Below are 13166 nucleotides of genomic sequence, written 5' to 3' on the forward strand. Positions count from 1 at the left end.
CGTCAGGGCGATACCAGTCATCCGCCTGTCGGCACACTCGAACGCCGGGCCGCTTTAGCCAGTCGGTTAGGAATCAATCACTGACCGGAGCGAACGCTATGTCCACATTCGATAAACAAGACGGCAGTAATGTCCAGGGTTGGGAGCGTGCGCTTTCCATTGGTAGCGGTATCGCCATGGCTCGCGGCGGCCTCAAGCGCGGTGGCGTGCTGGGGCTGGTACGTGCGGCGTTTGGCGGCATGCTGGTCGCCCGTGGTCTGAGTGGCCATTGCCGCCTCAAAAGCATCATGGAGGACGCCCGCTCGATGCGCCCTGACGTGGACCGCATCAGTGATACCGTTAGCCGCATCGAGGGCGAGATCGCCCAGCGGGTAAAGCCGGTCGCCAAGAAGCTCAGCGACAGCGTCTGATACGCTGCCAATCCCTGACCGCCCCGCTTGAGCGGGGCGGTTTTGTTTGTGCCATCGACAAGGAGATCTCATGAGCAATCCCTACAGTGCTAAGGCGCCGACGTCAGCCGATGTGCAGGCGATGCCAGGCCTGACCCTCATCGAGTTCGGCACCGACTGGTGCGGCCATTGTCAGGCGGCCCAGCCTTTAGTGGAGAAAGTGCTGGGCGACTATCCCGAAGTTAAACACCTGAAAATCGAAGACGGCAGTGGCCGCCCGCTCGGCCGTTCCTTTCGGGTCAAACTGTGGCCGACTCTGGTGCTGTTGCGTGATGGCGTCGAGGTCACTCGGCTGGTTCGTCCTACCAGCATCAGCGTGATCGAAGAAGCACTGGAGCAATTGGTGGGCGAGGGCTGAATGGTGCTGCTGGCGCCCGTCACTTTCCCTGAATTTTCCCGCTGTGGGGCGAGTCCACCAGATAGAACCTACAGCGGAGACCATCATGAGCACAGACAAGCAACCCATCACGCCTCGCGAGATCGACGATACCGAGGACCGCATGGGCTCGATCGAGCAACTGGACTTCAGCGAGAGCCGCGATGAGCGTCAGGGCCGCATCGGTGATCGTCGCCCGACAGATGAAGTGCAGCATGAATATCCGGGTGAGCGCGTGCGCGAAGCCGGGCAGAGCGGTGGTGAAACTCTCAAGGAAGGGCGCCATGAAGATGGTGTCAGCCTCGATGACCTCAGCCCGGAAAACCTGATCGACGATACCGGCGCACGCTCTCCGCGCGAGCGCGGCGACGACAAGCCGGCTGATCGCGATCTGAGCGTGGTTGGCGAAGAAGATATTGGCGCTGGCGAAGGGCTTGACGAAGCCGAGTTGGCCCGCAAGCGCCCCCTCGATGGCGAACCGTGGGACGGCAAGCCGCAGCCCTGATTCATCCCAGAGGCATGACCGCAGCGGTCATGCCTTTTTAACGCTCCCACCTAACATCACAACTTATCTATTTGACAGCTCTCCGATTGCAGGCTTACGTTTACGTAAAGGTCACTCCAATAGAAAGCCGCACCATGAGCATTTCCCACAGCATTTCCGATCTGGCCCAGGAGCTGGGCGTTACCACCCGCACCATTCGTTTCTACGAGGAGCAGGGCATGCTCGCGCCCGAGCGGCGTGGCCAGGAACGCATCTACAGTGCCCGTGACCGGGTCACGCTGATGCTGATCTTGCGCGGCAAGCGCATCGGCTTCTCGCTGGCCGAATGCAAGGAACTGATCGACCTTTACGACCCTAGCGGCAACCGCAAACAGCTCGACTATTTTCTGGCGAAGATTACCGAGCGCCGCGAGCAGCTCGCCCGGCAGATGCTCGATATCCAGCAGATGCAACAGGAGCTGGATACCGCCGAGCAGCGTTGCCTGAATGCCATGAAGGAGCTGCCTGCCGCTTCCTGAGTCGCCGTCACTGCATCCGACAATTACAAGAATGGAGAGCCGTTACATGAGCGTTAACCTGCCAGGCCTGAATTTCTTCCTCGGCGAGGAAATCGACATGCTGCGCGACGCGGTCGCCGGCTTCGCCGCCAAGGAAATCGCCCCGCGCGCCGCCGAGGCTGACCGCAGTGACCAATTCCCCATGGACCTGTGGCGCAAGTTCGGCGACATGGGCTTGCTCGGCCTGACCGTCAGCGAGGAGTACGGCGGCGCCGGCATGGGTTACCTGGCGCACATAGTGGCCATGGAAGAAATCTCCCGCGCCGCTGGCGGCATCGGCCTGTCCTACGGTGCCCATTCCAACCTCTGCGTGAACCAGATCAACCGCAACGGCAGCGAGGCGCAGAAGCGCCGCTTCCTGCCCAGGCTGATCAGTGGCGAGCATATCGGTGCCCTGGCGATGAGCGAGCCCAACGCCGGTTCCGACGTGGTGTCGATGAAGCTGCGCGCCGACCGCAAGGGCGACCATTACCTGCTCAACGGCAGCAAGATGTGGATCACCAACGGCCCGGACTGCGACGTGCTGGTGGTCTACGCCAAGACCGATCCAGCTGCTGGTGCCAAGGGCATGACCGCGTTCATCGTCGAGAAGGGCGCGCCCGGCTTCAGCGTCGCCCAGAAGCTCGACAAGCTCGGCATGCGCGGCTCGCACACCGGCGAGCTGGTGTTCCAGGACGTCGAAGTGCCCGCAGAAAATATCCTCGGCGGCGTTGGCGAAGGCGCGCGGGTGCTGATGAGCGGCCTGGATTACGAACGCGCGGTGCTCTCCGGCGGCCCGCTGGGCTTGATGCAGGCCGCCATGGACGTGGTGGTGCCCTATATCCACGACCGTAAGCAGTTCGGCCAGAGCATCGGCGAGTTCCAGCTGATCCAGGGCAAGCTTGCCGACATGTACACCACCCAGCAGGCTTGCCGCGCCTATCTCTACGCGGTCGGCAAGCAGCTCGATGCGCTGGGCAGCGAGCACGTGCGCCAGGTTCGCAAGGACTGCGCCGGGGTGATTCTCTACGCTGCCGAAAAAGCCACCTGGCTGGCCGGTGAGGCGATCCAGATTCTCGGCGGCAATGGCTATATCAACGAATTTCCGGTCGGCCGCCTGTGGCGCGACGCCAAGCTCTACGAGATCGGCGCCGGCACCAGTGAAATTCGCCGCATGCTGATCGGCCGCGAGTTGTTCAACGAAACGGCTTGATCAGAGCCCTTCGTTTTCCTGTTACCGGACACCTTTAAAAACGCAGATAGCTTTCAAAGGTGTTCGTCAGTCGGAGCCGCGTCATGGCAACTCTGCTTACCCAACTTAACACCCGCTCCAGCGAATACGCCGCTAACCGCGAGGCGATGCTCTCCCAGGTCGAAGAACTGCGGGCCTTGCTCGCGCAGACCCGTGAGGGCGGTGGCGCCAAGGCCCAGGCGCGACATACCGGCAAGGGCAAGTTGCTGCCGCGCGAGCGCATCGAACGGCTGCTCGACCCTGGCTCGCCGTTTCTGGAAATCGGCGCGCTGGCCGCCTACCAGGTTTACGACGAAGAGGTCGCGGCTGCCGGGGTGATTGCCGGTATCGGCCGCATCGAGGGCGTTGAGTGCATGGTCATCGCCAACGATGCCACGGTGAAGGGCGGCAGTTACTACCCATTGACCGTCAAGAAGCACCTGCGCGCCCAGGCCATCGCCAGTGAAAACCGCCTGCCGTGCCTCTACCTGGTCGATTCGGGCGGTGCCAACCTGCCTCGTCAGGACGAGGTGTTTCCGGATCGCGAGCACTTCGGGCGGATCTTCTTCAACCAGGCCAACATGAGCGCCCAGGGCATCGCGCAGATCGCCGTGGTCATGGGCTCGTGCACCGCCGGTGGCGCCTATGTACCGGCGATGAGCGACGAAACCATCATGGTGCGCGAACAGGCGACCATCTTTCTTGCCGGCCCGCCGCTGGTCAAAGCCGCCACCGGCGAGGTGGTCAGCGCCGAGGAACTGGGCGGCGCCGACGTGCATTGCAAGACCAGCGGCGTAGCCGACCATTACGCCGAGAACGACGAACACGCCCTGGCCCTGGCCAGGCGCTGCGTGGCCAACCTCAACTGGCGCAAACTCGGCCAGTTGCAGGTGCATACGCCAATTGCGCCGCGCTATGCCGCCGATGAGTTGTACGGCGTGATTCCTGCCGACGCCAAGCAACCGTTCGACGTGCGCGAGGTGATCGCGCGGATCGTCGACGACTCGCAGTTCGATGAATTCAAGGCGCTGTTCGGCGCTACCCTGGTCTGTGGTTTCGCCCACCTCCACGGTTACCCGATCGCCATCCTGGCCAACAACGGCATCCTCTTCGCCGAGGCCGCCCAGAAGGGCGCGCATTTCATCGAACTGGCCTGCCAGCGCGGCATCCCGTTGCTGTTTTTGCAGAACATCACCGGTTTCATGGTCGGCAAGAAGTACGAGGAGGGCGGTATCGCCAAGCACGGCGCCAAGCTGGTGACCGCGGTGGCCTGCGCCCAGGTGCCGAAGTGCACGGTGATCATCGGTGGCAGCTTTGGCGCCGGCAACTACGGCATGTGTGGCCGGGCTTACGACCCGCGTTTTCTGTGGATGTGGCCCAACGCCAGGATCGGCGTGATGGGTGCGCAACAGGCGGCCGGGGTGCTGGTGCAGGTCAAGCACGAGCAGGCACAGCGCGCCGGCCAGGTGTTTTCCGCCGAAGACGAACAGCGCCTCAAACAGCCCATCGTCGAGCAGTACGAGCGCCAGGCCCACGCCTTCTATTCCAGCGCCCGGTTGTGGGATGACGGGGTGATCGACCCGGCGCAAACCCGCGATGTACTGGCCCTGGCGATTTCCGCCAGCCTGAATGCGCCCATCGAGCCGACACGCTTCGGCGTGTTCCGCATGTAGCACCGGCCGAGGACAGACCGATGACCGACTTCACCACAATCGAACTGCAGACCGATTCGCGCGGCGTCGCCACCCTGTGGCTGAACCGCGCGGACAAGCACAACGCCTTCAACGCCGAGATGATCAAGGAGCTGATCCAGGCGCTACGCCAGGTGGCCGCTGATGACAGCGTGCGTTTTCTGATCCTGCGTGGGCGCGGCAAGCACTTCAGTGCTGGCGCAGACCTGGCCTGGATGCAGGCCTCGGCCGCGCTCGACTATGCCGCCAACCTGCGCGATGCCCACCAGCTCGGCGAATTGATGAACCAGCTCTACCACCTGCCGTGCCCGACGCTCGCGGTGGTGCAGGGCGCCGCGTTTGGTGGGGCGGTCGGGCTCACGGCCTGCTGCGATATCGCCATCGGCGCCTGCGAGGCGTCGTTCAGCCTCTCCGAAGTACGCATCGGCCTGGCGCCCGCAGTGATCAGCCCCTATGTGGTGCAGGCCATCGGCGAGCGCGCGGCGCGCCGCTATGCCCTGAGTGCCGAGCGCTTCGATGGAGAGCGCGCACGGGAGTTGGGCCTGCTGGCCGAGTGTTATCCGGTGGCCGAGCTGGAGAGCGAAGTGGAACAGTGGATCGCCACGCTGCTGCTCAACAGCCCTCAGGCCATGCGGGAGACCAAGGCGCTGTTGCAGGGTGTCGGCAGCGGCGTGCTCAGCGACGCCCTGCGCCAGCGCACGGAAAGCGTGATTGCCGGCATCCGCATCAGCGACGAAGGGCAGGAGGGCCTCAACGCCTTTCTGCAAAAACGCACACCTGCCTGGCAGGCCCAGTCATGAAAACCATCACCACATTGCTGATCGCCAACCGTGGCGAAATCGCCTGCCGCATCATGCGTACCGCCAAGGCCCTGGGGCTGACCACGGTGGCAGTACACAGCGCCATCGACCACAGCGCCCGGCACGTGCGCGAGGCGGATGTCGCCATCGATCTGGGTGGTGCAAAACCGGCTGACAGCTACCTGCTGATGGACAAGATCATCGAGGCCGCCAGGGCCAGCGGCGCCGAAGCCATCCACCCCGGTTACGGCTTTCTGTCCGAGAACGCCACCTTCGCCCGCAAGCTCGAAGCGGCCGGGCTGATCTTTCTCGGCCCGCCGGCCAGCGCCATTGATGCCATGGGCAGCAAATCGGCGGCCAAGGCGCTGATGGAGGAGGCCGGCGTGCCGCTGGTGCCGGGTTATCACGGTGCTGCCCAGGATCTGGAAACCTTCCGGGTGGCTGCCGAGCAGATCGGCTACCCGGTGCTGCTCAAGGCGACGGCTGGCGGCGGCGGCAAGGGCATGAAGATCGTCGAGCGCGAGGCGGATCTGGCCGACGCATTGGCCTCGGCACAGCGCGAAGCGCTGTCGGCGTTCGGTGACGGGCGCATGCTGGTGGAGAAGTACGTGCTGCAGCCACGCCACGTGGAGATTCAGGTATTTGCCGATCAGCATGGCAACTGCCTGTACCTCAACGAACGGGATTGCTCGATCCAGCGCCGCCACCAGAAGGTGGTCGAAGAGGCGCCGGCGCCCGGCCTGTCACCCGAGCTGCGCCGGGCTATGGGCGAGGCTGCCGTACGAGCTGCCCAGGCCATCGGCTATGTGGGCGCTGGCACCGTCGAGTTTCTGCTCGATGCCCGCGGCGAGTTCTTCTTCATGGAGATGAACACCCGCCTGCAGGTCGAGCACCCGGTGACCGAGGCGATCACCGGCCTCGATCTGGTGGCCTGGCAGATCCGCGTAGCCCGTGGCGAGCCGCTGCCGATTCGCCAGGAGCAGGTACCGCTCAAGGGGCATGCGATAGAAGTGCGCCTGTATGCCGAGGATCCGGAAGGCGGTTTCCTGCCGGCCAGTGGGCATCTCGATTTGTACCGTGAGCCGGCAGCCGGGCCTGGGCGGCGGGTCGACAGCGGCGTGGAGCAGGGCGATGAGGTGTCGCCGTTCTACGACCCGATGCTGGCCAAGCTGATCGCCTGGGGCGAAAACCGCGAGGAAGCTCGCCAGCGTCTGCTGGCCATGCTGGGTGAAACCGTAGTCGGCGGCTTCAAGACCAACCTGGCGTTTCTGCAGCGTGTCCTCGCCCATCCGGCGTTCGCTGCCGCCGAGCTGGACACCAGCTTTATCGAGCGGCACCAGGCGCAATTGTTGCCGCCAGCGCAGGAACTGCCGGATGCCTTCTGGCAGCAGGTTGGGGCGGCCCTGCTGGCCACCGATAACGACAGGCAGCGAGCCGACGATCCGCACTCGCCCTGGGTGGCGCGTAACGCCTGGCGCAGTGTGTCGCCAGCCGGCACACCGATGACCCTGACCTGTGGCGAGGCCACGCACCGCCTGCGGGTGGCCCCCATGAGCGAGGCGCCCAGAGCCGCCGTGCGCCAGGGCGACACCCTGTATCTGCGTTGGGGCGTGGAGTGGCTGGCCGTGCGTCGTTTCGATCCGCTTGCCGCCGCTGAGGCCAGCGCTGCCCACCAGGGCGGGCTTACCGCGCCCATGAACGGCAGCATCGTGCGGGTACTGGCTGCGCCGGGGCAGCAGGTCGAGGCGGGCGCTGCCCTGGTGGTGCTGGAAGCCATGAAGATGGAGCACAGCATTCGCGCGCCCCAGGCAGGTGTCATCAAAGCCATTCACTGCGCCGAGGGCGACCTGATCGGCGAAGGCGCGGTGCTGGTCGAACTGGAGGTGCAGCTATGAGCCTGCCCAGCCATGTTCGTCTGGTGGAAGTCGGCCCGCGTGATGGCCTGCAGAACGAGAAGCAGCCGATAAGCGTTGCTGACAAGGTGCGCCTGGTCGATGACCTGAGCGCGGCTGGACTTGGTTATATAGAAGTCGGCAGTTTCGTTTCGCCCAAATGGGTGCCGCAGATGGCCGGCAGCGCCGAGGTATTCGCCGGCATCGAGCAGCGCTCCGGCGTCACCTATGCGGCATTGACTCCCAACCTGCAGGGGCTGGAGGCGGCTCTGGCCGCTGGGGTAAGGGAAGTCGCGGTGTTCGCCGCGGCGTCCGAGTCCTTTTCACAGCGCAATATCAATTGCTCGATTGCCGAGAGCCTGAATCGCTTCGAACCGGTGATGGACGCGGCTCGGCAGCACGGTGTTCGGGTACGCGGCTATGTGTCCTGCGTGCTTGGCTGCCCCTACGACGGCGCCATCTCGGCCCGGCAGGTGGCGCTCGTCTCCCGCGAGCTGCAGGCGATGGGCTGCTACGAGGTATCCCTGGGCGACACCATTGGTGTGGGGACCGCCGGTGCGGTACGTCACCTGTTCGAGGTGGTAGGCCGCGAGGTGCCGCGTGAGCGTCTGGCCGGGCATTTCCATGACACCTACGGGCAAGCGCTGGCGAATATCTACGCCAGCCTGCTGGAGGGCATCGCGGTGTTCGACAGCTCGGTCGCCGGCCTTGGCGGCTGCCCCTATGCCAAGGGCGCGACCGGCAATGTGGCCAGCGAGGATGTGCTGTATCTGCTGCAGGGCCTCGGTATCGAGACTGGGGTCGATCTACCCCGCTTGATCGAGGCAGGGCAGCGCATCAGTCGCGTGCTTGGGCGCGAGTCCGCCTCGCGGGTGGCACGAGCGCGATCAGCGCTCGCGTGAGCCCTGTTTCGCCGGCCACCACTGAACTTCTGCCCTTAGAAAAACTCTTACCGGCTAGTCAGTTACGTCGCTGTGTTGGCACGTGCTGGACGTTTCGGTCGGTGTTTTTGCCGCCGCTCGCCACTTCTCGCAGAGTACGCGTGATCTGCCTGGGTAATTCCAGGCGCCGCGGCTTGCGTTGATACACTCACACACCCTAAGCTCGCGCCTTCACTCGATAGCCCCTAGGGCGCAGCGGACAAGGAATCAGCATGAAACAGCATCGTTTGGCAGCAGCGATCGCCCTGGTGGGCCTGGTGCTCGCCGGTTGTGACTCGCAAACCAGCGACGTAAAACTGGAAACCCCGGCGCAGAAGGCGTCCTACGGTATCGGTCTGAACATGGGCAAAAGCCTGGCTCAGGAAGGTATGGACGACCTGGATCCAAACGCCGTTGCCACCGGCATCGAAGATGCCATCGGCAAGAAAGAGCAGCGCCTGAAGGACGAAGAGCTGATCGAGGCGTTCGCCTCTCTGCAAAAACGTGCCGAAGAGCGCATGACCAAGATGAACGAAGAAGCTTCTGCCGCTGGCAAGAAGTTCCTGGAAGAGAACGGCAAGCGTGACGGTGTCACCACCACCGCTTCCGGCCTTCAGTACGAAGTGGTCAAAAAAGCCGACGGCCCTCAGCCCAAGGCTGACGACGTGGTTACCGTTCACTACGAAGGCAAGCTGACTGACGGCACCGTATTCGACAGCTCCATCGAGCGCGGCACTCCGATCGACCTGCCGGTTGGCGGCGTGATTCCGGGTTGGGTCGAAGGCCTGCAACTGATGCACGTTGGCGAGAAGGTCAAACTGTACATCCCCGCCGAACTGGCCTACGGCGCCCAGAGCCCGAGCCCGGCCATTCCGGCCAACTCGGTACTGGTGTTCGACCTTGAGCTGATCGCGATCAAGGACAAGGCTGCTCAAGAGCAGGCCGCTCCTGAAGCCGCGCCAGCCAAGTAAGCGTTAGCCGCCTCAAACAACGCCCCGCTTGCCGGGGCGTTGTTGTTTCTGGCAGTTGCCTAATCGCAAATGGAGCTGAATGCAAGGCCTTGACACTGTGGTTATGCACATGCCGACAAAGGTTCTTATTCGCCCGGTCAGGTTTTTTACGAAATCTTTTGATTTTTTTAACTGATTGATTTAGCAGGTTTTTATCTGCTGGATAAAAAATGTCCGATCTGTGGCAAGGCCGCATGGCAAGGGCGTTTGGTAAGCTAATCCCATAACTGTTCACAAGGTTATCCACAGCTCTAGTGGATAACCACAGACAGCCCAGCAGCTATGCGGGCTGACGAGGAGTGGTCATGAAAGCACCTTGGAATTTCGCCCGTTACCTGCCCATCGCGCAGCGCTTTCTCAAGCGCGGTCGTCTTCCAGCATTGCTGCTGGCGGTAACCCGCAAGAGTGGCGGCGGCGCGCGCAGCCTGTCATCGCTGCGAAGCGATCTGGGCCTGCTGCAGGAGCTGTGCGTGGCCTGGTGGCGCGGCAGTTACCGGGCGATCAACCCGCAGGCCCTGGTGGCCATCGTCGCCGGTCTTATTTATTTCGTGTCGCCGCTCGATGCTCTTCCCGACTTCATTCCCGGTCTGGGCCTGATCGACGACCTGGCGGTACTGGCCTGGGTGATGAAGACCTGGGGCGGCGAGCTTGATGCATTCCGCACCTGGCGCGACGCCCAGGATCGGGAAACCCGCGAAGCCATCGCCAAACTGCCGGTGGCTGAGCGGGTGACCTGAGGTTCGTTTTCTAAAAGGCCGTCAGGCGCCAAAGCCGCCATCGATGGTCAGCGCCGCGCCGGTCACCAGGCCGGCTTCGCTGCCAGCCAGCCAGGCCACCATGCCGGCGATCTCGTCGCTGCTGGCATGACGCTTGATCGCCATGAAGCTGTGCATCAGCTCGTTCAGCGGTCCATCGGCGGGGTTCATGTCGGTGTCGGTCGGTCCCGGTTGCACCACGTTCACGGTGATGCCGCGGGCGCCGAAGTCCCTTGCCAGCCCCTTGACCATGCCACTCAACGCCGCCTTGCTGGCGCCGTAGGCGGCCATGCCTTGCATCGGTACGCGGTCGGCATTGGTCGAGCCGATCAGGATGATCCGCCCGCCGTCCGGCATCTGCCGCGCTGCACTCACCGCGGCGTGATAAGGCGCGTTGATGTTGATGGTGAAAAGCTTGTCGATGGCATCGGCATCCAGCTCCAGCGGGTCGCCGGCGACGAAGATACCGGCATTGATCACCAGCACGTCGATGGCGCCAAGGCCCTCGATGGCCGACGTGAGGGCCTGACGGTCGGCGCTGTCCAGTTGCAGGGCGGTGCTGCCGGTCTCTTTTGCGAGCTCAAGAGCAGGCGCTGCCGAACTGGCGTAGGTGAAGGTGACCTGCGCGCCGTCGCCGGCGAAGCGGCGCACGATGGCGGCGCCGATACCGCGGCTGCCACCGAGGACGAGAACGGATTGGCGATTCGAGTGGGACATGGGCTATCTCCTGGTTGCGGAAGGTTGGATCAGTGGCCGGCGACCAGCACGTCGCTGCGCCGCTGGCCGGCAGGGAAACCGTGTCTGCTGGCCGCCGAGGCGACCCACAGGGCGATCAACAGCAGCGCCAGCATCGCCCATGGGAACACGCCCACGCCGAACTGCCCAAGTAGCAGCCCGCCACTGAGGCCTGCTGCGGCGATGGCGCTGTTCCAGATCACCACGTTCATCGACATGGCCACGTCGGCACCGGAGCCGGCGGCATCGGCCAAGGCGGTCTGCAACAGCGTCGCGGCGCCGCCGAAGGTCAGCCCCCAGACGAACACACCGGCGTACAACACCGCAGGCGATTCGGCGTAGAGACCGAACAGCAAGGCAACCAGCGCGAAGGTGGCGAGGCTGGTGAGCACCGCCTGGCGCAGATGGTGATCGACCAGGCGGCCGGTGATCCAGATGCCGATCAGCGCGGCAACACCGAAGGCCAGCAGCACGACATCGACCTGGCTGGCCAGCCCGGCAGGGGCGATAAAGGGCGCAATGTAGGTGTAGAGCATGTTGTGGGCGAGCATCCAGGTCAGCACCACGGCCAGCACCGGACGCACGCCAGGCGTCAGCAGCACGGCGCGCAGGGGTACACGCTGGGTGCGCGCCTGGCCGGGGTAGTCCGGCACCTTGGCCAGTACCCAGACGATCAACACGATGCTCAATAGCGACATCAAGCCGAACGCGGTGCGCCAGCCCACCACGCCGCCGAGCCAGGTGCCGATGGGCACGCCCAGCGACAGCGCGATGGGCGTGCCGACCATGGCCAGCGCCAAAGCGCGACCCTGCTGGTGCGGGGCGACCATGCGCCGGGCGTAGCCGGCTATCAGGCTCCAGGCCAAGCCTGCCGCCATACCGGCGAAAAAGCGTGCGACCAGCGTCAGCGCGTAATCGGACGACCAAGCTGTGATCGAGTTGAACAGCAGAAAGCCGACGATCGCCAGCAGCAGCACGTTGCGTCGTCGCCAGCCCTGGGTGGCGATGGTCAGCGGAATCGCTGCCAGTAACGAGCCCAGCGCATAGAGCGTCACCAGCTGGCCGGCCAGGGCAGGCGAGACGTCGAGGCCGGCACTGATCTGCGGTAGCAGGCCCGCCGGTAGGGTTTCGGTGAGGATGCAGATAAAGCCGGTCATCGCCAGGGCGAGCAGCGCGGACACGGGGAGGGTGTCGGGTTTCGTGAAGGTCGTCATAGGTGGGTGCTCATATATGTATCGGTCGGTACAAATGTAGGATGGTCGGCATCCGATGGTCAATAACTTTTGTATCGACTAGTATCTATATCGTCAGGCAGGAGGAAGCAGATGGCACAGATGGGGCGCCCCCGCACATTCGACCGCGATGCCGCAGTCGACCAGGCAATGCACCTGTTCTGGGAGCATGGCTACCAGGCCACATCCCTGAGCCAGCTCAAGGCCGCGATTGGCGGCGGCATCTCCGCACCCAGTTTTTATGCCGCCTTCGGTTCCAAGGAGGCGCTGTTCGAGGAAGTGGTGGAACGCTACATGAGCACCCACGGCAGGGTGACTGATGGTCTCTTCGACAGCACCTTGGCGGCGCGCGATGCCGTCGAACTGACATTACGCCGTTCGGCCAGGATGCAATGCGAGGTGGGGCATCCACGGGGCTGCATGGTGGCCCTGGGGGTCATCGGCGTGTGCACGCCGGAGCAGGGGCACTCGCTGCTCGGTGCAGTCCGCGAGCGGACGCGCAACGGCCTACGTGCCTGTATCGAACGGGCAATCGGCGAAGGCGAGCTTGCCGCTGATACCGATATCCAGGCACTGACCTCGGCGTTCGACAGCTTCCTGCTGGGGCTGTCCACCCTGGCCCGGGACGGCATCGGCCATGCGGCACTGGATGCCGCGGTCAGCCAGATCATGAAGCTGTGGGACAGTTGCCGCGGCTAACGGCGCCCGTCGTCGCGGCGCGATCCGTCGGTGGCCGTCACTCGATGGTGCGGTCGATACGGGCGATTTCCCGGACGGACAGTCGCCGCCAGTCATCTTCGCTGATGCCGTAATCTTCAAAGGTGCCGTCGAGCGCTTCTTCGAGCGACAGCCACAGGTGATCACCTTCAAACTGGCCGCTGGCGAAGTCGGTGTAGCGCAGTTCCAGATAGACCACTTCGTCGTCTTCGCTAAGCAGCGCGAACAGCACGATAGAGGTGACATCTGGCCGTTGCGGGCAGCTTTTGCGGCATTCGGCGAACAGGTAGTGCAGAGGTGGGAGGTCGCTCATGGGC

General features: G+C 63.9%; 15 protein-coding genes. 12 read left to right on the top strand and 3 right to left on the bottom strand.

Going from position 1 to position 13166, the window contains the following annotated elements; translation table 11 throughout:
* Positions 1-98: 98 nt before the first annotated feature.
* The 11 genes from BUC40_RS12340 (at position 99) to BUC40_RS12390 (ending at position 10147) form a co-directional block, all read left to right on the top strand.
* Positions 99-410: a YgaP-like transmembrane domain gene (locus BUC40_RS12340; RefSeq protein ID WP_073266015.1), complete on the top strand. Its 312-nt coding sequence runs from the start codon at positions 99-101 to the stop codon at positions 408-410.
* Positions 411-480: 70 nt separating this feature from the next.
* Entirely contained in the window at positions 481-807 is a 327-nt protein-coding gene (locus BUC40_RS12345; RefSeq protein ID WP_073266017.1) for a thioredoxin family protein, read from the top strand.
* Between the two features lie 85 nt (positions 808-892).
* Positions 893-1330 (top strand): phosphotransferase system, HPr-related protein, encoded by a 438-nt coding sequence (locus BUC40_RS12350; protein ID WP_073266019.1) that lies wholly within the window; start codon positions 893-895, stop codon positions 1328-1330.
* 134 nt (positions 1331-1464) lie between these two features.
* On the top strand, positions 1465-1848 hold the full coding sequence (locus BUC40_RS12355) for a MerR family transcriptional regulator (RefSeq protein ID WP_073266021.1): 384 nt from the start codon (positions 1465-1467) through the stop codon (positions 1846-1848).
* A gap of 46 nt (positions 1849-1894) precedes the next feature.
* A complete protein-coding gene (locus tag BUC40_RS12360) occupies positions 1895-3079 on the top strand; it encodes an isovaleryl-CoA dehydrogenase (RefSeq protein ID WP_073266022.1) in 1185 nt (394 codons plus the stop codon).
* A gap of 83 nt (positions 3080-3162) precedes the next feature.
* The gene (locus BUC40_RS12365) at positions 3163-4770 is read left to right on the top strand and encodes a carboxyl transferase domain-containing protein (protein ID WP_073266024.1); all 1608 of its coding nucleotides are present in this window, start codon (positions 3163-3165) and stop codon (positions 4768-4770) included.
* Positions 4771-4790: 20 nt separating this feature from the next.
* Entirely contained in the window at positions 4791-5588 is a 798-nt protein-coding gene (locus BUC40_RS12370) for a gamma-carboxygeranoyl-CoA hydratase (RefSeq protein WP_073266026.1), read from the top strand.
* Complete coding sequence (locus tag BUC40_RS12375; RefSeq protein WP_073266028.1) at positions 5585-7483, top strand: acetyl/propionyl/methylcrotonyl-CoA carboxylase subunit alpha; 1899 nt, start codon at positions 5585-5587, stop codon at positions 7481-7483. Before BUC40_RS12370 ends, BUC40_RS12375 begins: the two co-directional genes overlap by 4 nt.
* Positions 7480-8382: a hydroxymethylglutaryl-CoA lyase gene (locus BUC40_RS12380; RefSeq protein ID WP_073266030.1), complete on the top strand. Its 903-nt coding sequence runs from the start codon at positions 7480-7482 to the stop codon at positions 8380-8382. Before BUC40_RS12375 ends, BUC40_RS12380 begins: the two co-directional genes overlap by 4 nt.
* Positions 8383-8633: 251 nt before the next feature.
* Positions 8634-9371: a BamJ family beta-barrel-assembly machinery protein gene (gene bamJ, locus BUC40_RS12385; RefSeq protein ID WP_073266033.1), complete on the top strand. Its 738-nt coding sequence runs from the start codon at positions 8634-8636 to the stop codon at positions 9369-9371.
* A gap of 344 nt (positions 9372-9715) precedes the next feature.
* The gene (locus BUC40_RS12390) at positions 9716-10147 is read left to right on the top strand and encodes a YkvA family protein (RefSeq protein WP_073266035.1); all 432 of its coding nucleotides are present in this window, start codon (positions 9716-9718) and stop codon (positions 10145-10147) included.
* A 21-nt stretch (positions 10148-10168) separates the two neighbouring features.
* On the opposite strand, the gene bdcA is transcribed toward BUC40_RS12390, so the two are convergent.
* The gene (bdcA, locus tag BUC40_RS12395) at positions 10169-10882 is read right to left on the bottom strand and encodes an SDR family oxidoreductase (protein ID WP_073266037.1); all 714 of its coding nucleotides are present in this window, start codon (positions 10880-10882) and stop codon (positions 10169-10171) included.
* Between the two features lie 29 nt (positions 10883-10911).
* Positions 10912-12114 (bottom strand): MFS transporter, encoded by a 1203-nt coding sequence (locus BUC40_RS12400; RefSeq protein ID WP_073266039.1) that lies wholly within the window; start codon positions 12112-12114, stop codon positions 10912-10914.
* 111 nt (positions 12115-12225) lie between these two features.
* Here BUC40_RS12400 and BUC40_RS12405 point away from each other — a divergent pair, with 111 nt between their 5' ends.
* On the top strand, positions 12226-12831 hold the full coding sequence (locus BUC40_RS12405) for a TetR/AcrR family transcriptional regulator (RefSeq protein WP_073266041.1): 606 nt from the start codon (positions 12226-12228) through the stop codon (positions 12829-12831).
* 37 nt (positions 12832-12868) lie between these two features.
* On the opposite strand, the gene BUC40_RS12410 is transcribed toward BUC40_RS12405, so the two are convergent.
* On the bottom strand, positions 12869-13162 hold the full coding sequence (locus tag BUC40_RS12410) for a hypothetical protein (protein WP_244160640.1): 294 nt from the start codon (positions 13160-13162) through the stop codon (positions 12869-12871).
* Between the last annotated feature and the right edge of the window lie 4 nt (positions 13163-13166).

The sequence above is a fragment of the Phytopseudomonas punonensis genome (assembly GCF_900142655.1).
GTDB classification, from domain to species: domain Bacteria; phylum Pseudomonadota; class Gammaproteobacteria; order Pseudomonadales; family Pseudomonadaceae; genus Aquipseudomonas; species Aquipseudomonas punonensis.